This window comes from Protofrankia sp. Cas4 (assembly GCF_963555915.1).
GTDB lineage: Bacteria > Actinomycetota > Actinomycetes > Frankiales > Frankiaceae > Protofrankia.
Window position 1 is genome coordinate 1 of record NZ_CAUVXL010000271.1, and the last position, 25,334, is coordinate 25,334.

Consider the following 25,334-nt stretch of genomic DNA (forward strand, 5'->3'; position numbering starts at 1 on the left):
GGCCGAGCGGGCCGCGGCCGGAGCCGAACGCGCGGCGATCCGGCGGGCCCGGGCAGCGCTGCGCCGCGGCGAGCAAGCGCCGCGCCTGGTCGGACCGCACGCCGGCCGGATCTTCCACAAGCTACGGCTGCCGTCCCACATGGAGACGACCGCGCAGATCGCCGGCATCTACCCGTTCGTCGTGGACGCCGGCCTCAGCGCGCCCGGGATGTACATCGGGCGCCATGTCTGGTCGGGCGACTCCTTCGTCTTCGACGTGTTCGAGCTCTACCGCCAGCAGGTCATCGAGAACCCGAACTTCGCGGTGTTCGGCTCGGTCGGCTCGCGCAAGTCCTCCCTGCTCAAGACCTTGATCTCGCGAGGAGCCGCGTTCGGTTACCAGGCGGCGGTCCCCTGTGATCCCAAAGGCGAGTACACCCGGCTGGCGCGCCGGCTCGGCTGCGAACCGACCTACATCGGCCCGGGGCTGTCCACCCGGCTCAACCCGTTGGACGCCCCGCCCCGCCCGCCCGGGATGACCGACGCAGACTGGGCGCGGGAGCTCAAGCGGGCCCGCTCGGCACTGCTCTCCTCGCTGATCGAAACCGCGAAGGGAGTGCCGCTCACCCCGTCCGAGCACACCGCCGTGGATCTCGCCCTCGACGTCGTGACCCGGCAGATCACCGGTGCGTCCACCGAACGACAGGCCGTTCCGCTGTTGCCGCACGTCCTGGACGCGATGACGAACCCGACGGATGCCGACTGCTCGGGCCTGCCGGTGACCGCCACCGAACTACGGGACTCCTCCCGGGATGCGACGTTGACGCTGCGCCGGCTCACCCATGGCGCGCTCGGCGGGCTCTTCGACGGCCCGACCACATCCCCGCTGGACTTCGATCGGCCGATCGCCGTCCTCAACCTCGAGCGGGTCCAGGGTTCCGACGAGATGATCGCTCTGATCATGACATGCGCGCAGGCATGGATGGAAGCGGCACTCATGCGCCAGGACGGCGTCCAGCGCTATGTCGTCTATGACGAGTGCTGGCGGCTGATGCGCTTCGCGGGCCTGGTCCGACGGCTCTCCGCACAGCAGAAGCTCGCCCGCCAGTGGGGCTGTGCGAACGCGATCGTCGCGCACCGGATCTCCGACCTGCTCTCGGCATCGCCGGATTCAGTCGAGGTGGCCAAGGGTCTGCTCGCCGAAACGGCGATCCGCATCCTGTACAAGCAGGCGTCCGATCAGATCCCGGACACCCAGCGGGCGTTGGACCTCACCGACGTCGCCTCGGACATGCTGCCGAGGCTCGACCCCGGATTCGCATTGTGGCTCATCGGCAACCGTGCGTTCTACGTCGAGCACGTCGTCGGCGATCTGGAGATCCCGGTCGTCCTCAACGGCTCGAAGATGCACGGCGAGATCGACAACGTCAATCTCTTTCCCGAGGATGTCGACCCGGACCTGCTGGACGCCTACGACCATCCGGACCTCGACCATGACGACCGGGACGTCGACCCCCCAAATACCGGCGACGGTCCAGATGCAGACCAGCACGCCCAATACCTGGATGAGCACCGTGCCAGCGGCTACAGCGCGCCACCCCGGTACGGACCGGACGGGTTCACCGTCGACACGCCTTCCTCAGACGAGGACGGGTTCACGCCAGGGGGAGTCATGGACACGTTCCCCTATGGTCCGCTTTCCCGGGAAATCTAGCCGGCCAAGAAATCTGTACAAGGCCAAAGGCCGTGCGAACATAATTCTCGTCGCACGGCCGGAGGCCACGATCATGCCCCTCGATGCGGGGAGTTCTGCTCGCCGGGATCCGTCGACCAGGGCTGCTGCTGCGGCTGCCAGCCTGCCTGCGGGGTCTGCCAGCCGCCCTGGGGAAGCTGCTGTTGCTGCTGCACGGGCGGGTATGCGTTCGGGTCCTGCCAGCCACCCTGCGGCGGGTATCCGGCCGGCGGGTACCCACCCGGCGGGATGTACCCACCCGGCGAGGCCTGATTGACGGTATTGACGTTCACCTGCACCGGGGCACCAGCACTGCTCACGGCGAGGGCGACGGCGACGACCCATCCCACGAGCGTCCAGCCGAGGAAAAGATTGATCATAAATACGGAGGCGACCTGCCGCTTGCGCACCACCGCGATAATTGTCGGAATAAAATAAAATGCGGAGCCGAAAACGATGAGGAGCAGTAGTCCGAATCCAGCGGCGGCGCCGGAACCACCGTCAGCAACAACGACATCCATAGTTTCCCCCGTGTTCATGATCATGATAGTTCACCCGTATGTTTTTGGTCACTGTAGCAGCGTTCGGTCGAAAAAGCACCGATACTCGTGCAGACACCGACACCGACACCGACACCGACACCGACACCGCTACCCGGCATCCGGCTCCCGCGGTTTCGTCAGAGTGATCATCTCAGGCTGATCGACGGCATCTCCCGCCGCCAGGCTCGGCGGAACAACGTGCGCGTCGATGGTCGGTGGCACCCTTTGTTGCTGCGGCGCCGGCGGTACGGCCTGGCGAGGGGTGGATGCGACCCTCGGTAGGAGAATGATGCCGGGGTTGCAGTCACCGAAGGCGGCTCGACGATCACCCAGCGATGAGTCGACCAGAACGAACGCGGTCGGTGGAAGACGCTGGATCTGTGTGGGATCGACGCTGAACTCGTAGACCCGCTGCATGACTGCGCCGTCCTGGCGGGAATCGGTGGTCGACAGACTTTCGGTATTCTGCCAGAACTCCGACAGGGCAACCGTGACCGACCGGTTCCAGCTGTTCGGCCTTCCACCCTTCCCTCGTGAACCACTTTTGCCCTCGGTTTCGGAGACGGTGACACTCCCCCCCGCGCTGGTTGACGTCCCAGTGGTGAGGCTGCTGCCGACCTGCCGCGTCACCTGCGAGATGACGAACGTGTGCCCGCGGCCGATGAACTCGGCGGCGGTCTCAGCTTCCTTCGCGTTTCCGAGTTGCATGATGAGCGTAGCGCTGTCGCCAGCACCGATGAGGCGCTCGGTGCCGTCCGCGAGATGTTCGAAAAGGTTGACGAGGCGAATACCGGCGTTGGCCGCATATCTGGCCATACTTTCCAGCGCCGGTAGTCCCATCCGGTCCCCGCCCGCGACTACCAGGAGGTCGCGGGAGGCATCGCCACGACGGCGCCGGAGCTGATGCAGGACAACGTGGAACAACACCAGGTCGGCGAATTCCTTACGGGCTGTGGAGGCGTCGTTGCTCGACGTCGCGATGACCCGGAGCCCATGCACCGGCCACCAGGGCTGCGGCGCTGCGACCGCCGCCGTTTCGTCCCGGCCGGCGAGCCGCTCCAGACACGCCCGCAGGTAGTGGATTTCATTCTGGATCCGCTCGCTTGCGCCCAACGCGTCCATCCGGCTGGCGATGGCGGCCGCTTCCCCAGGTGACAGGACATCGCGGTCGTCCGCCCGGTCGCGACCCTGCAGCACTCGCAGACCCGCGGCGAGGCGGGTGAACGTAAGCGGCAGGTCCAGCCGGGTGGCAACGGTCGCGAGTATCTCGGCGTCAAGCACCCGAAGGGTCGGATCATCACCACCCCGGCGGGCGGTGTCAACGGCATCCGCGAGGAGCTCCGCGGCATCCTCGGGATCAACATCGTGCAGAAGCCCAAGCCTGCCGATATCGCCAGGAAGATCGACTCCGCTTACCGGACAGGCGGCCGCGGCGGCGAGCTGGGCGATGCCGTCTCCGATCCCACGCTCGCTGAAGTCGAGCAGGAGGATACCGCCGCCGGCCGACAGGACCGAGGACCCGACGGTCGCCAGCAGGCTCGCCCACCCGTCCCGGGTACCACCGAAGACGTCGATTCGGCTCGCGGTCGGCCGAGGCGCGAGCGCGTGGAACAACGGCGCGGCCTCCCGCCGGGCGTCGTCGGCGGCCTCGTGGCTTTCCACCGCCGCCCGCCAACCGGCGGTAGCCGACTGGTATCTTTCCCACTCGGCGTCACGATGAGCCTGCCACCCAGCCTTTTCCTGGGCGATTTTCCGCTTGAGCCGAACAATCTGGAAAACCAGAAATCCGATCCATCCTACGGCAATAAAAACCCAAGAAACCTCTCCGATAGCGAGGTAGCGCCAGCCAAGTATCAGGATAATACCGGGAATAATTAGACTCTTGGGGAGCTTACGCATGCGATTCGCGAGATCGTCTTCGTAACTTTTGGTATCCGGTGGCGATGGCTCATGCCAGACCGGTGGACGGTCATGAAGAGGGTGCGGGTTCACGCCGGGGTCCACGTACTCCCAGCCCCACCGTTCCTCCGGGACGAACAGGCGTCGGGCGAGTTCAGAACCGGACATCTGACTTCACGGGTTACGGCCCCACCCTTCGATGACTACGATCGCGCCATCCATGTAGACCTTGTCCTGTCAAGGTCACGATGGTAGTCAAGGTACCACCCAAAAGATCATCTATAGGCTGGTGGGCGGGTCGCGACAGCGGCTGCGACGGCTGCGGTCACCCCGAGCAGGATGCAGCACACGCCCGCGGCAACGACCGGCACATGGCGACTCAACGTGGCCACCGACAGCCAGACGCCGAGGCCGAAGACGGCTCCCAGAGCAGCCGCCGCGACCATCGCAGGCCGCGGGTGCTCGCCGTTGCGCAGCAGTCGGCGGGTCGATTCCAGGTAGGCGAGCGCGAACAGGGCGGCCAGCACCCCGCCTGCACCCATGGCGCTCGCCAGCGGTGTCTGCTGCGGCTCGATCGTCACATCCTGGACGTCCTTCCGTCCGTTCAGCCGGTCGAGCGTCACCCGGCCCGCAACGGCCCCTCCCGCCAGCCAGCGGGTGAGCGGCGGAGCCGTCACCGGCACCTGCCAGGGCTTCCCGGCGGATACCGACACCGACTCGCCGGTCGCGGTGCCCAGCGGGATGCCGGCCACCGACAGTTTCAGGCTCACCCTCAGCGTCCCGGACTCCACCGCCGTGCCGCGGATGTCCACCGGCTCGGCCAGGTCGATCCGCGCGGCCGCCGGCGGCGTGGCTCCGGCCACCGTGATGGCAGTGGCGCCGGAATCGGTGGCGACCGCCGGCCGCGACGACGGCCACAGCACGGCAACCAGTACAGCAAGTGCGGCCGCGACCGCGGCGAGCCCGGCCAGCCTGCGAGGGGGAAGCCCGGGCGGGTCCGCGCGATGTCCACGTCCTAAGCCCCGACCGGCCAGTTCGGGTACGGGCACGAGGGACGCAAAGTCAAGGTCGCCGATCCTCGGTGAAGGCTGCTCGTCCAGCCGGCCTGGAATGATCGTCACGAGCCGGGTGGACAGCGCGGACTCGTCGCGACGCACCGACCCGGACACCGACGACGCCAGGGCCGCCCGGACCGCCGGGGAGATGTCACGCACCGGCAGACCGGCCCGTTCCAGCCAGCCGGGGCCGAAAGCCCTGGACGCGGCCGCGACGCCTTCGGCCAGACGTTCGGCCGTTGCTGGCCTGCGGTCGGGGTCACGGGCCAGCCCGCCCAGGAGCAGCCGCGCCAGCGCGTCCGGTACCCCGGCCCCCGGCGGTGGCGGATCAGCGGCCGCCTGTCTGTGCCGGAACTGCTGGAACCCACCGTCGGTGGGGTAGGGCAGCCTGCCGGCGAGCAGGTGGTACAGCATCGCCGCAGCCGAGTAGACGTCAGTGCGCACATCCAAATGATCACCACGAGCCTGCTCCGGCGACATGTACCCGGGCGTACCGGCAATCACGAACCGGCCGTCCCGAGAGGCCAGCGTGGTCTCCCCGCCGATTACCCGGGCCAGCCCGAAATCAGTCACCTTCACCACGCCACGGCCGTCGAACATGGCGTTACCAGGTTTTATGTCACGGTGCAGCAGTCCGTGGTCGTGAGCGGCCTGCACCGCGGAAAGAACAGCCAGCATAGCCGCGCAGGACTGTTCCATGGTGAGGCCGGTGCGGCGGAAACGTTGCGCGAGTGTTCCACCGGAAAGGTACTCCAGCACGAGGGCACAGACCTGTTCCGGCACGCCCAGCTCGCCGCCGGCCACTTCCTCGTCAGCGTACTCGTGCACCGTGACGATATGGGGGTGGTTCAGTCGGGCCAGTGCGCGTCCTTCTTCACCGAACCGGAAGCGCATCTGGGGATCAACCGCGATCCGGTTCGGCAGATGCTTGACGGCGACATCCCGGTCGAGGCGCGGATCCCGCGCCGCATACACGACGCCGAATCCACCGCGACCGAGTTCAGCCCCGAATGTGTACCGCGGCAGAGCCGCTACCAACGCCTGCGGAGGCAGCGCGAGATCGGCGGTCACGAAGGCTCACCATAATGGACACCCGGCTCATGATCCCAGACTCGATCGGTAATCCCGGAACGATCGTCTGGGAACCACTGGTCGGGGTCGGCGGGCGCGGGCGGGGATTCCGGGAAGGTCGGCGATTGCGGGACGCTCGTGGATCGAGCCGGCGAGGGAGTGAGATAGCCCAGCAGGAAGCCGATTCCGGCGGCACCCGCGATGAAGGTCAGGTCGGACGAGGCGGACGGCGGAGTGATCCGCAGCGCCGACAGGCTCACGACCGCCACGAAGCCGATCCCACATCCCGCCGGAGCGAACCGAACGGCCCGCCGCCATCGGTCCCGCGGGAGGCGATGGCGTGCGAGCGCAAGCAGCGCCGCGGCCCACAGGAAGATCGTCACCAGCAGCAGGCCCAGTCCGAACATGCCGTAAGTCGAAACCAGTGAGCCGTGGACGTCGACGATACCGCTGGCCGAAGCGACGACTGTGCGCGTCGCGTCCCGCAGGGCGACCTGCATCGACAGCAACCCGGTTGCCTGTCCGCGCAGCTCGGCCATGTCGACGTCGACTTCCCAGGTAACCGAGGTGCCCGCGGGAACATCCATCTTGACGGCGGTGTCGAAGACGAAGAAAGTCAGCCCCAACGTCGACCCGCTCACCCGGATTGACCGTATCTGTGCCAGTTCGTTCCGATTATTACGAACTGCGACGACAACGTGGGTGGGCTGGCCGGGGTCGAGCACAATTCGCCGCCCGGAAACCGATACGTTGTTGACAGCGGCATCCAGCACGACAGCCCCGGCACCGGCCGCACTGTTGGCCGCGCTGGTGGCCGCACCGCGGGTATCCACCGCACGGGCTGGGCCCGTTAACGGAACTACTACGAGTACCGCTACGATCATCAGGACGGCGAACGGTACCGCAACACGCCGCGTCATCCTCACGACAATGGCCACGGTCGCCCCCCAGTAATCCACTGTTTGCAGTGCCGCTGATGTTACTGTCACATCTCACGAACGAGACGGCAGTCTGACGCACTGTCCGGTGCGCGACAGACCGTCACTCCTTTCGCGGGGCGGGGGCGCCATGCGATTTTCGGCGATAGCAACTGAGCGGCGTCTTCGACACGGCAGGATGACCCTCGCCTTTCTCCTTCCCGGGCTGCTCCTGCTGGGCATCCTGGGGACACTGCCCGGGGACGCGACGGCACCGGTCCTCAGGCCCGCCGACGTGGCGACGTACACCGAGTTCGGTTCCACCTCGGACGGCGGGTCCGGTGCCACGTCTGGCCCCGCGATCAGCACCCGTCCCCGTCTGTGTCCGGACGGTTCGGTGGTAACGGGTGTACAGGAGTGCCCACCACAGCCGTGCCCCTCCGGGCAGACACGGGACGCGAACGGCACCTGTCAACCGATAACCGTCACCTGCTGGGACAAGTCAACCGCGCCCACCCAGGAACAGTGCCCCCCGCAGCCGTGCCCCTCCGGGCAGACACGGGACGCGAACGGCACCTGTCAACCGATAACCGTCACCTGCTGGGACGAATCGACCGCACCCTCGCAGGAACAGTGCCCACCCAAACCGGTCACCTGCTGGGACGGATCAACCGCACCATCCACTGACAAATGCCCACCGAAACCATGCCCCACCGGACAGACCCGGGACGCGAACGGCACCTGCCACCCGATAATCGTCACCTGCTGGAACGGATCAACCGCACCCTCGCAAGACCAGTGCCCAGCCAAACCCGTGACCTGCTGGGACGGCAGCAGCGCGCCCACCCAGGAACAGTGCCCACCACGGCCGTGCCCGACCGGACAGAAACGGGACGCGAACGGCACCTGCCAGCCGCCAACCGTCACCTGCTGGAACGGATCAACCGCACCCTCGCAGGATCAGTGCCCGCGGCAACCGGTGACCTGTGCCGACGGGACTACGGTGTCGGCCGGGCAGCCGTGTCCGACGCCGACGCCCGGCTCCACCTGCCCCGGCGGGGCACAGCCGGACAGCGCGGGCCGCTGTCCGCAACCGTCGGTGCCCTGTCCTGGCGGCCTGCTCGTGCCCGCCGGCCAGCGGTGCCCACAGCCGCCGACGCCCTGCCCGACGACGTCGGTACGAACCGCGTCGGGTAGGTGCACACCGACCACCCCGGGATCGACCCCCACGCTTGTCCCACGCAGCCCGGTACCCGGCGAGCTGCTGCTGGACCATCCGATTCTCTCCGCCGGGGACACGCTGATCGCCACCGGCGCGGGATGCGGGTCGGGCGCGCCGGTCGTCATCACGTCCGACGACAACAAGATCATCGGACAGACGACAGCGGACAGCCGTGGTCGCTTTTCCACAGTCGTACAGTTCGCCACCTATCGGGCCGGACACCGCACGATCACCGCGAGTTGCGGGGCTGTCCTGCGGTCCGGTGTGGACATGGTGCTGACCAGCTCGAGCGGGGGTACGTCCAACACGTTCGTGCTGCTGCTTTTCTTTCTGCTGGCGGGTTCCCTGGTCGTGCGCCGCCAGATCGGTGACGGCAGCCGGTCGCCGATGGCACGAAAGCACGAAAGACGGGAACGGCGGCGCGGGTAAGGGATGGCGGTGGCCGTGTACCACCGCTACCCACGCCGCCGCTCCCGCATCAGCCCCGACACCGGAAGGCCGCATTGAGGGCCGGCCGCGGCGCGATCATGGTTCTTCCGCGCCGCCGGCGGCCCACGTCCCCAGGGCACTCATGGGGACCGGGCACCATCGGTGTCGGTTCACCCGGCGGCCGGGACACCGTCAGCCGGCAGCCGGGGAGCTGGGAACATAGCTCAAGGTGTTCATATGGTTTCAGAAGCCGTTCAGGCCCCCGCGGTAAGCCAGGCCCGTGTCACGGACCGGCGTGACAGCTGCCCCAGCGACTGCTCCGGCAGGCTGAAATCGTCGGAATCGGCCCGCTCGTCACAGGACACCGACGTGTTCTGGATCCTTCCCCAGATGATACTCCGACATTCATCGGTCCCCACGACGAGCGACGTCCTGGTGTGCGGGTCGAACACTTCGACGTGCCCGTCGAAGCCGGGAGCGAGAATCCTGTAGTGACTCCACAGGTGTGCCGTGTAGGTGTCGGCGAACTTTCCCAGAAGTTCTCCGTCGGCGTCCAGCACAAGTATTCTCTTACCCATCTCCACACCCTTCGACCGCGCTTCACAAATAGGGGGTGACTGGCCTGAACCAAAGCCTACGGCGCGCCCGCGATCCCGTCTATTCCCAATTTCTCTTCATTGGCGTGAATGCTATTTCGGCGACGCTGGAATGCATTCTCGCAGCGCTGGTGCCGCGACCGTTCCAGCTGTGGTTCAGCGGTTGCACCCATCATCCGCGAACGCATTGACCCCGCAACTGTCCACCTGGGATGTGGTCCGGCGGCGGTATCCCGGCGCAGACCCAACACGCCGCCGTGGGTATACCGCCGCCGGCGGGAACACGGCCACGGACCGTTCAACATCCAAAAGTGTGTCCGGTCGCCGACGATATCAGGGGATCATCCGCCCCCTGGGCAGCCACGCGGCACACGGCTTTGCGGTGACCGACACCCCGTCCAGGAAAGATCCAAAAAAGGTTCCAAGAGGGACGTCAGCGCCGCAGCAGACCCCGCAACCGGGACATGGCCGGCCAGGTCGGTTCCGGGCCGTTCACCGGATAGGCCGGAAACACCCGCTCGGCGGCGTCCACCAGCACGGCGACGTCCAGCGGCCGCAGCAGGACACCAGCCGTGAGGATGTAGTCAGCGACCCCCGTCGCCGGCAGCAAGACCACATCGTCGAGCACTGCGAGCCCGTGCGGCGGCGCGGCGCGCGCGAACGCGATCACCGGCTGCACGCAGACCTGCCAACCCGCCGGCAGCTCGGCGACCAGCTGGTTGGTGACTTCTTCACCCATCCAAGCGACCAGTTCGAGCATGGGATGCAACGGCACCTTGCCCGCCCAGAGCCCGGCCCGGTTCTGCCGCAGCGGCCCGCGATGCGCGGCCGTCTCGACCACCCACGCGCCAGACGCTCCGATGACCAGATGGTCGATGTTGCCGGCGGAACCGGTAATAGAACGATCATGAAGGACGGTGTACCCGGCACGGGCGAGGCGCTCGAGCGCGCGTGCGGTGTGCCGTTCGGCTTCGGCATCCTCCCGCCACGACTCGATTTCCGGTGGAGATCGAAAGAAGCGGGTTGCCGCGACAGCGAGCACGACGATGACAAAACCGAGGGCCAGCTGCAGTATCAGCAATGTGGACAGGCTCAGCAGAACCCCGAACACGCTGGCCACGATCGCGGCTACGCCGGCGACGACGCCGGCGGCCACCGCCGCTCGGGTTGCCCTGTCCTTACGTTCGACCACGTAGAGCTGCCGACAGCGCCGATACTCCGCCATGGCCGACCGACCGGGCCAGTGTCCCTGCGACACCCGATGTCCCTGTGACACCCGAGTCATTATCACCTTCCGGCCGACCACACCCCGACCGACCACACTCCGGCTGACCAGATCGCGGCCGAACCGGCCCGCATTGCGCACGATCCCTCACCTCCGCCGTGGGCAGGCCGGCCACCCCCCGGGCGGCCACCGCGATAGCGAGTCGGCTACGCAGCGACCACCATCCCATACAAATCACACCGGCAAACCCACGTTGTGGATATCTCCACCGGGCTCCCATCCGAACCCCGACGCCTTTACCGACCGCCTGTACCGACCGTCGCTTCCATACCGACCGTGTGTTACCGGGGACAGGACATACCGTGCAGGAAACACCAGGGACACAAAAGTCCGGGCCACGGCTGCCGCATCGGGGTACGACGTAACGGCACCGCACGATCCCCGCACGGCACGATCCCCGCACGGCACGATCCCCGCACAGCACCCGCACCGACCCGCACCGACCCGCACCGACCCGCGGCCAGCGACGCTGGCCGGTCCGGACCTGGAGGGTTCATGACACGGACACAGTCAGGTAAGCCGAAAGACGATCACCGCGGCATTGATGACGAGATCCGGTCAGCGGCAGACGTCCATCGCTACGCACACCTGACCTGCCTGACAGAGCAGCCGCGGGGAACCGTCGGCGTCGAGACCGAGTGGTTCGTCGTCGACACGGAAGCGGTATACCGCCCGGTGGCACCCACCCGGACGATGGCGGCGCTCACCGCCGCCGTTCCCGAGCGCCCGTTCGATCTCCGCGACAGCCCGTCCGCCGGGGCAACTGCCGGGGCAACTGGCATCCCGGGGCATTCGACCCTGCCAGGCGGAACCCGGATCACCTTCGAACCCGGTGGCCAGCTTGAGCTGTCGGCTCCGCCGCTGCCGCTGTCGGATGCGCTGGCGCGGACAGCCGCCGACCTCGCCGGGGTCCGGTCCATGCTCGCGGATGCCGGCCTCGCGCTTGTCGGGATGGGCACAGACCCGCTGCGACCGCCGCGCCGCCATCTCACCGCGTCCCGCTACGAAGCCATGGAGCGCTACTTCCGGGCCGGCGGCGGGTCGGCGGGGGTGACGATGATGTGCTCGACCGCCTCCATCCAGGTCAACCTGAACGCGGGTACCACGGACCAGTGGACCGGGCGCTTCGAGTTGGCGCATGCCCTGGGGCCCGCGCTCGTGGCGATGTTCGCCGCCTCCCCGGTGCTGGCGGGAACGGCCACCGGCTGCTGTTCGACCCGGCAGGCGGTGTGGGCGGAGATCGATCCGACCCGGACCCGGCCGGTGGCGACCGCTCGCCGGTCCGACCCGGCAACCGCCTGGGCTGACTATCTGCTGGCCGCGAGGATCATGCTGGTTCGGGATCCGCTCGGCGGGTTCGCGCAACCCCCGACCGCGATGACGTTCGGCGAGTGGGTGGCGGGCGAGAGCCCACTGACGCGGCCACCGACAACCACGGACCTGAGTTACCACGCGACGACCGTGTTCCCACCGGTGCGCCCGCGAGGCTGGTTGGAGCTGCGCTACCTCGACGCGGTCCCGGCCGGGAACTGGCCGGTGGTGGTCGCGGTGACCACCGCGCTGCTCGACGACCCACATGCCGCTGACATCGCGGCCGATGCATGTGTGCCCGTCGCCGACGAGTGGGTCACCGCGGCGCTCGTGGGCCTGGGCGACACCGCCCTGCACCAGGCCGCCAGGACGTGCGCGGGTGCGGCCCGGGACGCGTTGGGCCGGATGGACGCCGACGCATCCCTGCTCGCGGCCGTCGACGCGTATTTTGACAACTATGTCGAGCCGGGCCGCTGCCCCGCCGACGATCTCACCGATCGCCTGGCCGAGGTCGGGCCGGAGGGCCTGCTGCGCACCGAGATCGACGCGAGCGAACGTTGTCTGAGCGTAACAGCATCGGTGCCCGCGCCGAACAGCGCCGCTGTGGTCGCGCTGTGACTGCGAGCGCAGGCGAGCGCCCGGGCGACATCGCCCGGGCGCTCGCGGACAGCCGGGCGCGGAGCCTGGCCTACACCGACCTTGACGACGCCGACCTGTGCCACCAACATTCACCGCTGATGTCACCGCTGGTCTGGGACCTCGCCCACGTCGGCAACTACGAAGAACTGTGGCTGCTGCGGGCGGCGGCGGGCAGGGCGCCACTACGGCCGGGCATCGACGAGCTCTACGACGCGTTCCGCCATCCCCGGGCGGACCGGCCCGCCCTACCCCTGCTCAGCCCGGCACAGACCCGCAGCTACCTGGCTGAGGTCCGCGGCCATGTCCTGGACGCCCTGGACCGACTCGCCCCGGACGCACTGGACGCACTGCACACGCCGCTGCGGCCACCGGTCGGGCCGGTCGAACCAGTCGGACCGTCCGCGCTGCTGGCGGACGGCTTCGTCTACGGACTGGTACTCCAGCACGAGCACCAGCACGACGAGACGATGCTGGCCACCCACCAGCTCCGGACGGGTCCCGCGGTCATCGGCGACACCCGCGACACCCGCGAGACCGGCGGGACCGGCGGGACCGGCGGGACCGGCGGGACCGGCGAGGCACGCGTCCCACCGGCCGGACGGCGCCGACTGCCGACGGAGGTGCTGGTGCCGGCCGGTGAATTCACGATGGGCACCGACGGCGACACACCAGGCCACGCCTGGACCTACGACAACGAACGACCCGCGCACCGCGTGTACGTCCCGGCGTTCTTCATCGACACGCTGCCGGTGTCCAACGCGGCGCAGATGGCGTTCATCGAGGCCGGTGGCTACGACGACGAACGTCTGTGGTCGCCGTCGGGCTGGGCGTGGCGATGCGAGGCCGGACTGCGGGCGCCGCAGTTCTGGCGCCGCGAGGCGGGAAGCTGGGTACGGCGCCGTTTCGGCCGCGACGAACCTGTCCCGATGGACGAGCCCGTGCAGCACGTCTGCTGGTACGAGGCGCAGGCGCACGCCCGCTGGGCCCGGCGGCGGCTGCCCACCGAAGCCGAGTGGGAGAAGGCGTGCGCGCACGATCCCGTCACCGGGCGTTCGCGACGTTTTCCCTGGGGGGACAGCGATCCGACGCCGGAGCGGGCGAACCTTGACCATGTCACGTCCCGTCCGGGCGTACGTGGAGCGTACCCAGCCGGAGCCAGTGCGTACGGCGTCGAACAGATGATCGGTGACGTGTGGGAGTGGACAGCCAGCGACTTCTCGGGTTATCCGGGTTTCCACGCATTCCCGTACCGCGAGTACAGCGAGGTGTTCTTCCCCGGTACGTCCCCGAGCGTCTACAAGGTGCTGCGCGGCGGGTCCTGGGCCACGCACCACAGCGCCGTCCGGTCGACCTTCCGCAACTGGGATCATCCGATTCGCCGTCAGATCTTTGCCGGCTTCCGGCTCGCGCGCGACGCCGAGATGGGAGGCTGAGGCTGGTGTGTCGCCACCTGGCTTGGCTCGGGACGCCGCGGACGCTCACCGCACTCCTACATGATCCGCCACACAGTCTGCTGCGCCAAGCGTGGATGCCACGACGGATGCTGCACGGCCGGATCAACGCGGACGGCTTCGGTGTCGGCTGGTACGTCCCCGCGCTGCGGACCGAGCCGGCTCGCTACCGGCGGGCTGTCCCGATCTGGACGGATGCCTCGTTCGCCTCACTCGCCGGTGCGGTCCAGTCCGGTTGCGTGCTGGGAGCGGTACGCAACGCCACTGTCGGCATGCCGATCGAGGAGACAGCGACCGCACCTTACGCGCACGGTCGGTACCTGCTCAGCCACAACGGGCGGGTGGACGTCGACGTGGTGATGCGCATGCTCGATTGGCACCGGGGCGCCCCGGTGCCCGACTCGCGCTGCGACTCCGCCCTGTTGGCCGCCGTGGTCTGGCAGCGGGTGAGCGCGGGCGCGAGTCTCGCCGACGCCGTCGCGGACGTGGTCGTCGCCGCGGGTCGGGCCGACGGTGCCGCCCGACTCAACCTGCTGGCAACCGACGGCAGCCAGATCGTCGCCACGACCTGGGGTGAAACCCTCTCATACCGGGTATCGACAGATGGTGACGCCATCGGGGTGCACGTGGCCAGCGAGCCCAGCGATGACTCGGACGGATGGATTGACCTTGATGATCAAAAATTGCTGACCGCCGACACACGTGATGTAACCATTAGTAATTTGATCTAGAATTCGGTTACTCTCGGTCGCAGAAACGCTCCCGGAGGTTGCAACCATGACAGCGTCCAGTACCGATCTCACCGATGTGGGCTCCGCGGTCGACGACGATTCCCGGGTCGGTCCCGGCACCGGTACCAGGACCGACCCGGGAATCGTCGTCGACCGGCACCTGAGCGCAGCCGACCGCGCCGCGGCACTCGCGACCGACGTCAGGGCGGGGCTCACGGCGGATCCGAAGGAACTGCCACCCAAGTGGTTCTACGACGCCACGGGAAGCATGCTCTTCGACGCCATCACCCGATTGCCCGAGTACTACCCGACCCGGACCGAACGGGCCATTCTGACCAGCTGCGTCCATGAGATCGCCGCGATGTCGCGAGCGGACACCCTCATCGAGCTCGGCTCCGGAACGTCGGCAAAGACCCGCCTGCTGCTCGACGCGCTGCGCAACAGCGGCCACCTGCGCAGGTTCGTGCCCTTCGACGTGGACGAGACCGTGCTCTCCCGCGCGGCCACCGCCATCCGCGGCGAGTACCCCGGGGTGACCATCCACGCGCTCGTGGGTGACTTCGAGTGCCACCTCGACCTGCTGCCCGGTGCCGACCTGCTGCCCGGCGCCAGCCGTCGCCTGGTCGCCTTTCTCGGCGGGACCATCGGCAACCTCGCCCCGACCCGACGACACGAGTTCCTGACCAGCCTGCGCGCCCAGCTCAACGAAGGCGACGCGCTGCTTCTCGGCACCGACCTGGTCAAGGATCCCGACCGGCTGGTCGCCGCCTATGACGACAGCGCCGGTGTCACGGCGGCGTTCAACCGCAATGTCCTGTCGGTCATCAACCACGAGCTCGGCGCGGACTTCGACCCGCGCGGGTTCGCGCATGTGGCCTGTTGGGATGCGGAGAACTCCTGGATCGAGATGCGGCTGCGGTCCGTGCGTGCCCAGCAGGTGCGGATAAGCGCGCTCGACCTGTCGGTGTCCTTCACCGAGAACGAACAGATGCGTACCGAGATCAGCGCCAAGTTCACCAGGGACAGGCTCGCCACCGAGTTCGCGGCCGCGGGTCTGGCCATGGTCCGCTGGTGGACCGACCCGGCCGACGACTTCGCGCTCTCCCTCTGCGTCCCGGCCTGACCGGCCGGCCCCGGTTCCCTATCCGGAGACCAGCGAGACGTCACGAACCGCGCCGGTCGATGCGGAGGTCGCCATCGCCGCGTAGGCCCGCAACGCGGCCGACACCGGACGCGCTCGGTCCGCCGGCCGGAAGCCGCCGGACGCGGCCAACGCGGCTTTGCGCGCGGCCAGCTCGGCCGCGTCCACCATCAGGTCCAGTCGGCGGGACGGAATGTCGATCTCGATGATGTCGCCGTCCCGAACCAGCGCGATCGCGCCGCCGTGCGCGGCCTCGGGTGAGACGTGCCCGATGGACAGACCCGCGGACCCGCCGGAGAACCGCCCGTCGGTGACCAGCGCGCACTGTGGCCCGAGACCACGCGCCTTGAGGAACGTGGTCGGGTACAGCATCTCCTGCATGCCCGGACCACCCCGTGGGCCCTCGTAGCGGATGACCAGCACATCACCGGGGTGGACCCGGCCGGACAGGATCGCGTCCACCGCGTCGTCCTGACTTTCCAGTACCAGCGCGGGGCCGCGGAAGGTCAGCCGCCCGGCCTCCACTCCGGCGGTCTTGAGCACGGCACCGTCCGGGGCGAGCGTTCCGCGCAGCACCGCGAGGCCACCGTCCGCCGAGTAGGCGTGGGCGACGTCGCGGATGCAGCCCGATGCGGCATCGGTGTCCAGTGACTCCCACCGGTTGACCGAGGAGAAGGGCTCGATCGTGCGCACTCCGCCCGGTGCCGCGTGGAAGAGTTCCACCGCCTCGCCGGCCGGGTCCGGCCGGCGGACATCCCAGAGCGACAGGAACTCCGCCAGGCTTGCCGAGTGGACGGTGTGGACCTCGCGGTGCAGCAGTCCGGCCCGATCGAGCTCCCCGAGGATGGCCGGGATGCCGCCGGCCCGGTGGACGTCCTCCATGTGGTACTCGGAGCTCGGCGCCACCTTGCACAGACACGGCACCGTCCGGGAGATCTCGTCGATGTCGTCGAGGGTGATGTCGACGCCGGCCTCGACCGCGGCGGCCAGCAGATGCAGGACGGTGTTGGTCGAACCGCCCATGGCCACGTCCACGGTGAAGGCGTTGGCGAACGCCGCCCGGGTCGCGATCGACCGCGGCAGCACAGCGTCGTCGTCCTTGTCGTACCAGCGCTTCGCGAGGTCCACAACGGTCCGTCCGGCCTGGACGAACAGGTCGCGGCGAGCGGCGGAGGTGGCCAGGGTGGACCCGTTGCCGGGCAGCGCAAGCCCGAGCGCCTCGGTCAGGCAGTTCATCGAGTTGGCGGTGAACATGCCCGAGCACGACCCGCAGGTCGGGCAGGCCGAGCGTTCCACCGCGTCCAGTTCGGCGTCATCGACCGTGGTGTCCACCGATGCGGCGATGGCGGAGATGAGGTCCAGACCGGACCGGACGACGCCACCGGACACGACAGCCTGACCGGACTCCATCGCGCCGCCGGACACGAACACGGTGGGGATGTTCAGCCGCAGCGCCGCCAGCAGCATCCCTGGCGTGATCTTGTCGCAGTTCGAGATGCAGACGAGCGCATCCGCGCAGTGCGCGTTGACCATGTACTCGACACTGTCCGCGATGATCTCGCGGGACGGCAGCGAGTAGAGCATTCCGCCGTGACCCATGGCGATGCCGTCATCCACCGCGATCGTGTGGAACTCCCGCCCCACGCCGCCGGCCTCCGCGATCGCGTCCGACACGATGCGGCCGAGGTCGCGCAGGTGCACATGACCGGGGACGAACTCGGTGAAGCTGTTGGCGATGGCCACGATCGGCTTGCCGAAGTCGCTGTCCGTCATGCCGGTGGCACGCCACAGGGCTCGGGCGCCGGCCATGTTACGACCATGGGTGGTGGTGCGGGAACGCAGAGCAGGCATCGGGCAGTCCTCGTGGCAATCGATCGACGCGGACGTGGACCGCGCCTGGGTCGGGCACGCTCACAGAGACCTGCCCGTTCACGCCCAGCGTAACGCCCGCCCGAACAGTGTCCGCGCATCAGTACCGGCCGCCAGCACCGGCTCTGCCAGCACCGGCTCTGCCAGGGCCGGCCGCCGCGGGTGTCCCTACCGAGCGCCGCGACGGCGCAGCCACTCCCGCCGGACCAGCCACACGACGGCGAAGGATGCGGCAGTGCCCAGGAGCGGGAGCACTTCATGGCTGCGTGCGCCCGCCACGAAGTGGACCTGACCGTCGGGCTCCACGGCCCGGGTACTCGGCTGCGTCCCCACCACGAGCAGGAACAGAGCCAGGACGGCGATGATCGCGTAGCCGGTACGGAACAAAGCGTAGACGCCGACCCGGCGGCGGGGCAGGGCCCCGCGGGACAGGACGGCGGGGACCATCCACCCCAGGAAGCCGAAGAAGGTGGCGAACAGCGGCGCGAAGAAGAAGTAGTTGACGAAGGTGCTCACGGCAGGTCGGTCACGTGCTCCACAGTGGGCGGTTGGGCGAAGAAGGGGCCCAGCGCCGCACGCCAGCGGACGAAGCGGTCGGACTCCCGGAAGGTCACCAGGTGCGCGTCGAGGTGCTCCCACTCGACCAGCAGGACGAACCGCGACGGTGACTCCACCCCGCGGGTCATCCGCACCGATCGGCAACCGGGGCAGGATGTGATCTCACCGACAGCCGAGCGGTAGGCATCGGTGAATTTTTCCTCCTCGCCGGGCGTGACGTCGATCTGCGCAATCTCCAGCACGGGCAGGCCGCGCGAGCCGTCAGCGGGGGCGGGGGCAGTCATGAGCGCAAGTCTGGCACGCCCGGTCGACAGCCCACATTCGGTCGACAGCCGCCGACACCTACACCGGACGCCGTATGGGGCACCATACAGCCATGGTTCCGAACCGTTCGTTTCAGGCGTTGCTCGATGGCCAGCAGCAGGCTCCGCCAGGTGCGGCGTCCGTCGTCGGTGCGGATCTCGAATTCATCGACGCCGAGCCGGGTCCATCGCCGGGCGGTCTGCGCCATCGCCGCGTCGACGCTGGTCAGGCACCGTAACCCCGACGTGACGTCGGGGATCGGCTCCCGGGGTTTCAGCCCCGGGAGCCGATGACGATCACACGCTACCTGTGGAGCTCACGTAGCCCTCCCCGTCAACATCATCCTCGTCGAAGTCGTCATCGAGATCGTCCTGGTCCAGGTCATCTTCGATGTCTCCGATGTCGTTGCCCGGGCCGTGCCGCTGGAGGCCCCGCTGCTTCCAGAGGGGCAGCTTTTCGAGGGTGTCAAGCAGGATGCCGCGCCAGATTTCGCAGTCGCCCTTGTCTGCGCCGAGCGAGTCGATGGCGGGCATCCCGTCCTCGGACTGCACCGCCTCGACCTTCTTGACGGCGTCCTCGACGACCTGGATCGCGTTGCCGAGCACGTTGAGGGCGTTCCCCAGGATCTCCGCCGGGGTCGTGGGCGCGGGGACGTGCATAGGCCCCTCCCCGGCGCGGGGGAAGGTGTTTCGGAGTGCCGCATCCGTGGCGATGACGTCCCTCCCGGCGTCATTGCGGATGACCTCTCCGGCGTCGTCGACGAGCCGGATCCGCCGGCCGTTCGCGACGTCGACCAACGCCTGCCGCAACTGATGGACGCCATGAACGGTGGCGCGCATGCGGTCTATCACCTCGCCAGGATGGCGCCGATCCGGCTGGTCGCTGTTGCGGGTGCCCCGGTCCGCGGTGAGCGCGCCGGCGACCACGAGCGGGTAGGCGCTGCGGGCTGCGAGTTCCCGCGTAGCCGGGCCCGGGGTTTGCGTCGCGGCCTCGCTGTAGGCTGCGGCGGCCAACTCCTCGGCGCTGCGCAACGTCGCGTCCCACTCCTTCGCCAGCTCGACGCTGAGCGCCTCCTTGAGGTACTTCCTAGTCCGTTCCCGCTTTCGGGCGTCCTCCTCGGGCAGGGAACGCAGGATCAGCGACGTCGCCACGTCCAGCAGCAGCTTGGTGGTGATGCGCTTGCGGGTGCTCTGGCTAGTGATCGCGACCCGGATGGCCGCATGGACCTGCGGGCCACGGTCGGTGAAGTGCCGGACAATGGTGGCAGCCCTGATCGCCGGGTCGCGGTTGAAGCCGGCAGCCTCAGCCTCGTCTGGGGTCAGGGCGCCCATGAGCCACTCCGCCCTGCCAGCCGTGATCAGACCACGGCGTTCGAGTTCATCGATCACGGCATCGGCGAGGGCCTCGTTCTCTGTGGCCTCGCCCCACGGCTTCGGATAGTCAACGTGACGCAGGGCAACAAGCGACTTCACTGCGACGCCGAAATCGTCGCCAGCACCGCGGTGCGACTCGAAGCCGACGAGCAGCAGCGCGGGCACCTTCTCGCACCGCACCCTGACCGCAACGTCAAGATCCACCTCATCCGGGGTTCCGGCGGCGGCGACCTCCTCATTCAGCTTGCGGATGATGCTGCGCAGCTTGCGCTCGTCCCGACCGTACGGGACATCAGCTGACCTGAGTCCGAGCAGGTCGTGGACGCAGGTCATCCGGCTCGAGCCCTCAGCAGTGACCGGGACCGTGATGTTGGGCGTGCCGTCGTCGTGCACGAACGTCGTCGCGGCAAGCCACACCTCAGTCATCACGCCCTGCTGCCGGATGGATTCCCGCCAGTCGTTGTTGTCGATCACGTAGTCGTGGGCCTGCTTCGCCACCCAGGCCAGGTGCTCCTGGTTCTGAAGACGCTGCAGAAGCTCAGGGCGGTCGTCAGGTGCGGCAGTCGGCTCGGACAACGGGCGGAAGCGGGTGCTCTCCTCGCGACCCACAAGGCTGGACGCCGGATGGCGACGGGCCGGGCCAATACGCGGGTTCCGGGGGTCAGGGATGATGCAACGTGCCCACACCTCCGCCCGGACAGCGAGGATGGCCCCTCCGGGGACCGGGAGGCGTTCGGGATTCTCGACCACCCGGCGGACGACGGACGGGTCAACGACGGCTAGCGCGAACGCCTGGGCAGCCTCGTCGCCCATGTTGAAAAGATCAGTCAGTCTGTCAGTGAGCTTCCGGGTCGCTGCCGCGAGTGCCGGGGTAGGGAGCTGTTCAACGGGCCGAGGCAGAACCGTCTCGGCCACCGTGTTTGTACTAGGAGCAGTCGTCATCGGTCTTCTCCGATCTCAGTCCGGACGTCCGGGCTTAAACCCGGACGATGTGTCGTCCGGGGAGATCGGTCCCGATGTTGCTCCGCTCTCCCCCTCGGCCCGCCCGGGCTGCGCCCGGTGTGTCCGAGGCGGCATCTGCCCCGCTGCCCATCTCCGAGACGTACCGGCGGAGTCACCACCGGCGTTGCCGCCCGCTGACCCCTAGGCCAACGGTGAGCTGCTCAACGAACTACTGATGTCGCTGTGCAAACCATAGCACCGGGGGTGAAACGGCCGTCCCGAGGACGTCCTAGCCGAACACAGTCATCTCGTAACCGTCCGTTCAAGGCGACTGCAGGCTGGGCCGACGCGTGCATCTCCACCCACCTCCGGTCGTCCACGACGATCAGAACGGCGTCCTGCACATCCACGGTGGCCGTCAGGGCTCTACCGCCGGCAGGCCAGGGAGCTCCAGCCGTCGGCGCTGCGTCGCTTCGCTGGACCCGCCGGAAGACGAAAGCCGCTACTTGAGCAGTGCGCGGACGTTGCTCAACTACAACCGGAATTGCTCAACAAAACCCGGAACCGACGACGAACCTCGGTCAGCTGGCCATGTCGACGAAACGGGAGTAGTGGCCCTGGAAGGCGACGGTGACGGTGCCGGTCGGGCCGTTACGGTGCTTGGCGACGATCAGGTCGGCCTCACCGGCACGAGCTGACTCCTTCTCCACCGCATCCTCCCGGTACAGCAGGATCACCGCGTCCGCATCCTGCTCGAGCGATCCTGATTCGCGAAGGTCGGAGATCTGTGGGCGCTTGTCCGCACGCTGTTCCGAGGCACGGTTCAGCTGGGAGATCGCCACCACCGGGACATCCAGCTCCTTGGCCAGCAGTTTCAGTGAACGCGATATCTCGCTGACCTCCTGCTGGCGGCTTTCCGTCCGTTTCGGCGACGACATGAGCTGCAGATAGTCGAGAACAATCATCCGGAGGTCGTTGCGCTGTTTGAGCCGCCGGGCCTTCGCCCGAATCTCCATCATGGTCAGGTGCGGGCTGTCGTCGATGAACAGGGGAGCGTCCGCGACCTCGCCCATCCGGCGGGCAAGACGGGCCCAGTCGTCGTCGGTGAGCCGCCCGGTGCGGATGCTCTGCAGGGACACCCGGGCCTCCGCCGACAACAGCCGCATGGTGATCTCCATTCGGCTCATCTCCAGCGAGAAGATCACCGATGTCATCCCGTTACGGATGGACGCAGCCCGAGCAAGATCCAAACCAAGAGTCGAGTTGTGGGTCGGAATACACGTCCGGCCGGCCAGATAAAGATGATCTGCGTTATCGACCTCGACACAGCGAACTGGCACCGACCCAATAGGCCGTACCGCAGCGATGAATCGAGTGGATACAGTCGGATGGCCCGTCCACCGCAGTTTCTCCACCTTACGCGACAAACAAAAAACCTGCTGCTGTGGGGCAAAACTGATTGTGTAGCAGACCGAGCTTTCCGGAGTTCGCCCCTTGACATTCTTCGTGCTGACTGTGGCGCGACAGCCGAGGCTTTCTATCACTTCACGCGTATCGAAGGCAAGTCGTCTGCTGGTTACCGAGAACTGGGCTGTCGACCCGTTTTTGTGAACCGTGCCGTCGGTGTCGAGCAGACCCGCAAGCAGATCACGACGCTGGCGTTCACTTGATCGCAGGTAGCTCATTGGTATGTGCTTGTTTCCGAGGACACCGAGCGCCCGGAGACGACCCTGGACTGTTCCGGCAATCTGATGGCATGAAAGACACCGCGGACCGTAGCTGGTGACCGCGCTGCCGCAGTCGACACAGCAGCGGGGCGCAAGCGGGGAGGCAAGGAATCGGAGCTTCCCACCGCATGACCGCCCGCAGGTACGCACATGGGGCATGCGGTTACTGAACTGGACGCCACACACAAGACAACTACGATCTTCTCCATATTCGCATGGAAGCCGAAGCCGGTAACGGTACTTCACCGAAACCGACGACTTGACGACATAACCGCGACACTCGATCTCCGCGATTATCTCCGGATCCGTGCTGGTGATACTCGCCGTGGCACTGGTTCCGTCGCCAAGCCACGCCCCGAGCACATATGGATCGATTGGAAGGTCCGTCTCCGGAAGATCAAAGGGCATGGCGTTTCGAACGGCATGGTTAAGGCGGGCATCTGCTGTCGGGCATCGAAGCGTCGCCGCGATCTCTTCCGTCGTCACCACCGCCGGCCCGACCGGTACGCGGGCGTAGGCGCTCCCCTGCTGCGCATAGCGTCGAGCCCGCCGTGTTTCGGTCAGCCACTGATGCGCGGCATCCGCGACGATGACCGTGCCATCCGAGAATTCGACCTCATAGCAGGGGCGGCCATGCATCACCTCTGTGGCCGCGACCACATGAGTCGGCTTACCGTCGGCTCCCAGCAGCTGGTCGCCGACGGCGACGTCGCCCATGGTCGTCCAGCCGGTCGGGGTCGCGAGCGGGGTGTCGAGCGCCAGTGCCTTGCCGACGGCGGGCCTGGCCGCGATGATCCACAACTGGCCACCGTGCAGCCCGTTGGTCAGCTCGTCCAGATCATTGAAGCCGGTGGGGACCCCGGTCAGTGACCCGTTGTGCCCCTGGATGGCTTCGATCTCCTCCAGGGCGGGGTTGAGCAACTCGCCGAGCGGGGTGTAGTCCTCACTTGAGCGACGTTCGGTGACCTCGTAGACGGCCGCCTGGGCGCGGTCGACGACCTCGTCCACGTCCTGCGCAGGGCCGAAGGCGAGCTGGACGATGCGGGTACCGGCCTCGGCCAGGCGGCGCAGGACGGCCTTCTCCGCCACGATGCGGGCGTAGTAGCCGGCATTCGCCGCCGTCGGCACGCTTGAGATGAGGGTGTGCAGGTACGCCGGCCCACCCACCCGTTCGAGCAGCTCCCGTCTGGCGAGCTCGGCGGCGACACTGATGACGTCAGCCGGTTCCCCACGGCCGTACAGGTCGCCGATGACGCCGTAGACGGTGCCGTGCGCGGGACGGTAGAAATCGCCCGCGGCGAGTACCTCCACCACGTCGGCAATCGCGTCCTTGGACAGCAGCATGCCGCCCAGCGCGCTCTGTTCAGCTGCAAGATCATGTGGTGGAGTGCGGTCGAACTCGACCGACCCGCCCGAACCACCCCGGGCGCGGTCAATGTCGGTCAGTGTCATGACCACCCCCCGTAGTGCCGCTCGTCGTGACCGCTCGTCGTGACCGCAGCTTGGACACACATCTCACTATCGAACATATGTTCGACCATCGGAGTGGCTTTGTCAATGTCCGACCGAGCGCCTCCGCACGGCCACCGCTCCCTCGATCATGGCTCCCCGATCATCACTCCCCCGATCAGCGGCGCCCTACCGGCGGCGCCGACTGTACGGGGGAGCGACCCGAAGCCCCAAAGAGTTATCCACAGAACCTGTGGACAACGGCTGTGGATAAGACCGAACTCCCTGGGGAAAGCATCAGGACAAGTCCCCCGAAGCTGTGGATAGCCGATCGGAAAATAGATCATCCAGGCCAATGTCGCGGTCTGGCAGGCGTCGGCGTCATCCACCGCCTGTGGACGAAAGAAATCCGTAGATCCAATCACCGCTGCCCCCGTACGGCCGGCGACTCACGTTGTGCATGGATCCGACTACGGACAGAAATACGAAGAGTGACCGCGATGTGGCATCAACCGGCCGGCAACACCGCGGTCACCCATACCGCCATACAGTCCCGTACCGCCGTGCAGTCCGGACCTTCTCAGGTGGAACCACTCCGGCGGACGTCCTCAGGCAGCCATTCTCACGCAGACGTTCTCAGGCGGACACGACGTCCAGACTGACGGTCGCGACGACGTCCGTGTGCAGGTGCACCGAGACCGTGTGGGCACCCAGTGACTTGATCGGCTTCGGCAGTTCCACCCGCCTGCGGTCCAGATCGGGACCGCCGGCCGCCGCCACCGCCGCCACCACGTCCGCCGCTGTCACGGAGCCGAACAGCCGGCCTTCCTTACCCGCCCGGCTCACCAGCTGGACGGACAGGTTGGAAAGCTGGCCGGCGATCTCCTTGGCATGCCCGAGGTCCCGGACCGCCCGAGCCGACCGGGCCCGGCGGATCTGGGCGATCTGCTTCTCGGCACCCCGGGTCGCCACGATCGCGTACCGACGGGGGATGAGGTAGTTGCGGCCGTACCCACCGGCGACCTCGACCGTGTCACCGGGGCTGCCGAGGCCGGGTACCTCCTGAGTGAGGATCAGCTTCATCGCCAGCCTCCTCAGCGAGCCGTCGAAGTG

General features: G+C 67.6%; 20 protein-coding genes. 8 read left to right on the forward strand and 12 right to left on the reverse strand.

Translation table 11 applies throughout. The features are described from left to right. Window positions 1–1,693, forward strand: a 1,693-nt coding sequence (locus U9979_RS24630) for a conjugal transfer protein TraC (RefSeq protein WP_322781161.1), incomplete at its 5' end; no start/stop codon positions are given. A gap of 71 nt (window positions 1,694–1,764) precedes the next feature. Here the strand turns inward: U9979_RS24630 and U9979_RS24635 are convergent. The 4 genes from U9979_RS24635 to U9979_RS24650 all read right to left on the reverse strand — a co-directional run bounded on the left by U9979_RS24635 (window position 1,765) and on the right by U9979_RS24650 (window position 7,198). Continuing rightward, entirely contained in the window at window positions 1,765–2,232 is a 468-nt protein-coding gene (locus U9979_RS24635; protein ID WP_322781162.1) for a superinfection immunity protein, read from the reverse strand. 129 nt (window positions 2,233–2,361) lie between these two features. Beyond that, window positions 2,362–4,320 carry a hypothetical protein gene (locus U9979_RS24640; RefSeq protein WP_322781163.1) on the reverse strand — a complete coding sequence of 653 codons (1,959 nt, stop codon included), beginning with the start codon at window positions 4,318–4,320 and terminating at the stop codon, window positions 2,362–2,364. A 107-nt stretch (window positions 4,321–4,427) separates the two neighbouring features. Then, on the reverse strand, window positions 4,428–6,278 hold the full coding sequence (locus U9979_RS24645) for a serine/threonine-protein kinase (RefSeq protein WP_322781164.1): 1,851 nt from the start codon (window positions 6,276–6,278) through the stop codon (window positions 4,428–4,430). Next, window positions 6,275–7,198 (reverse strand): hypothetical protein, encoded by a 924-nt coding sequence (locus tag U9979_RS24650; RefSeq protein WP_322781165.1) that lies wholly within the window; start codon window positions 7,196–7,198, stop codon window positions 6,275–6,277. Before U9979_RS24650 ends, U9979_RS24645 begins: the two co-directional genes overlap by 4 nt. A gap of 702 nt (window positions 7,199–7,900) precedes the next feature. Here U9979_RS24650 and U9979_RS24655 point away from each other — a divergent pair. Together U9979_RS24655 and U9979_RS24660 are read left to right on the forward strand one after the other, a co-directional pair. Then, window positions 7,901–8,392, forward strand: a complete 492-nt coding sequence (locus tag U9979_RS24655) for a hypothetical protein (protein ID WP_322781166.1) — start codon at window positions 7,901–7,903, stop codon at window positions 8,390–8,392. Continuing rightward, complete coding sequence (locus tag U9979_RS24660) at window positions 8,319–8,846, forward strand: hypothetical protein (protein ID WP_322781167.1); 528 nt, start codon at window positions 8,319–8,321, stop codon at window positions 8,844–8,846. The genes U9979_RS24655 and U9979_RS24660 overlap by 74 nt, the downstream gene beginning before the upstream one ends. A gap of 254 nt (window positions 8,847–9,100) precedes the next feature. Here U9979_RS24660 and U9979_RS24665 read toward each other — a convergent pair whose 3' ends face one another. Continuing rightward, entirely contained in the window at window positions 9,101–9,424 is a 324-nt protein-coding gene (locus tag U9979_RS24665) for a hypothetical protein (RefSeq protein WP_322750412.1), read from the reverse strand. A 451-nt stretch (window positions 9,425–9,875) separates the two neighbouring features. After that, window positions 9,876–10,667: a nuclease-related domain-containing protein gene (locus tag U9979_RS24670; protein ID WP_322781168.1), complete on the reverse strand. Its 792-nt coding sequence runs from the start codon at window positions 10,665–10,667 to the stop codon at window positions 9,876–9,878. Between the two features lie 555 nt (window positions 10,668–11,222). On the opposite strand from U9979_RS24670, the gene egtA reads away from it, so the two are divergent. The 4 genes from egtA to egtD are packed head-to-tail and all read left to right on the forward strand — an operon-like array spanning window position 11,223 to window position 15,982. Next, entirely contained in the window at window positions 11,223–12,656 is a 1,434-nt protein-coding gene (egtA, locus tag U9979_RS24675; protein WP_322781169.1) for an ergothioneine biosynthesis glutamate--cysteine ligase EgtA, read from the forward strand. Continuing rightward, window positions 12,653–14,110 carry an ergothioneine biosynthesis protein EgtB gene (gene egtB / locus U9979_RS24680; RefSeq protein WP_322781170.1) on the forward strand — a complete coding sequence of 486 codons (1,458 nt, stop codon included), beginning with the start codon at window positions 12,653–12,655 and terminating at the stop codon, window positions 14,108–14,110. Before egtA ends, egtB begins: the two co-directional genes overlap by 4 nt. A 5-nt stretch (window positions 14,111–14,115) precedes the next feature. After that, window positions 14,116–14,859, forward strand: a complete 744-nt coding sequence (gene egtC / locus U9979_RS24685) for an ergothioneine biosynthesis protein EgtC (protein WP_322781171.1) — start codon at window positions 14,116–14,118, stop codon at window positions 14,857–14,859. Between the two features lie 46 nt (window positions 14,860–14,905). Continuing rightward, complete coding sequence (gene egtD, locus U9979_RS24690) at window positions 14,906–15,982, forward strand: L-histidine N(alpha)-methyltransferase (RefSeq protein WP_322781172.1); 1,077 nt, start codon at window positions 14,906–14,908, stop codon at window positions 15,980–15,982. An 18-nt stretch (window positions 15,983–16,000) separates the two neighbouring features. On the opposite strand, the gene ilvD is transcribed toward egtD, so the two are convergent. The 3 genes from ilvD to U9979_RS24705 all read right to left on the reverse strand — a co-directional run bounded on the left by ilvD (window position 16,001) and on the right by U9979_RS24705 (window position 18,711). Next, entirely contained in the window at window positions 16,001–17,851 is a 1,851-nt protein-coding gene (gene ilvD, locus U9979_RS24695) for a dihydroxy-acid dehydratase (protein WP_322781173.1), read from the reverse strand. Window positions 17,852–18,037: 186 nt separating this feature from the next. After that, window positions 18,038–18,385, reverse strand: coding sequence for a hypothetical protein (locus tag U9979_RS24700; RefSeq protein WP_322781174.1), 348 nt, complete (start codon window positions 18,383–18,385; stop codon window positions 18,038–18,040). Beyond that, the gene (locus tag U9979_RS24705; RefSeq protein ID WP_322781175.1) at window positions 18,382–18,711 is read right to left on the reverse strand and encodes an antibiotic biosynthesis monooxygenase family protein; all 330 of its coding nucleotides are present in this window, start codon (window positions 18,709–18,711) and stop codon (window positions 18,382–18,384) included. The genes U9979_RS24700 and U9979_RS24705 overlap by 4 nt, the downstream gene beginning before the upstream one ends. A gap of 92 nt (window positions 18,712–18,803) precedes the next feature. On the opposite strand from U9979_RS24705, the gene U9979_RS24710 reads away from it, so the two are divergent. Continuing rightward, complete coding sequence (locus U9979_RS24710; protein WP_322781176.1) at window positions 18,804–18,968, forward strand: hypothetical protein; 165 nt, start codon at window positions 18,804–18,806, stop codon at window positions 18,966–18,968. Window positions 18,969–19,026: 58 nt separating this feature from the next. Here the strand turns inward: U9979_RS24710 and U9979_RS24715 are convergent, their stop codons facing one another. From U9979_RS24715 to rplI, 3 genes are all read right to left on the reverse strand, one after another. After that, window positions 19,027–21,045 (reverse strand): hypothetical protein, encoded by a 2,019-nt coding sequence (locus U9979_RS24715; RefSeq protein WP_322781177.1) that lies wholly within the window; start codon window positions 21,043–21,045, stop codon window positions 19,027–19,029. Between the two features lie 581 nt (window positions 21,046–21,626). After that, a complete protein-coding gene (dnaB, locus tag U9979_RS24720) occupies window positions 21,627–24,224 on the reverse strand; it encodes a replicative DNA helicase (protein WP_322781178.1) in 2,598 nt (865 codons plus the stop codon). 633 nt (window positions 24,225–24,857) lie between these two features. Beyond that, window positions 24,858–25,304 carry a 50S ribosomal protein L9 gene (gene rplI, locus U9979_RS24725; protein WP_322751388.1) on the reverse strand — a complete coding sequence of 149 codons (447 nt, stop codon included), beginning with the start codon at window positions 25,302–25,304 and terminating at the stop codon, window positions 24,858–24,860. Between the last annotated feature and the right edge of the window lie 30 nt (window positions 25,305–25,334).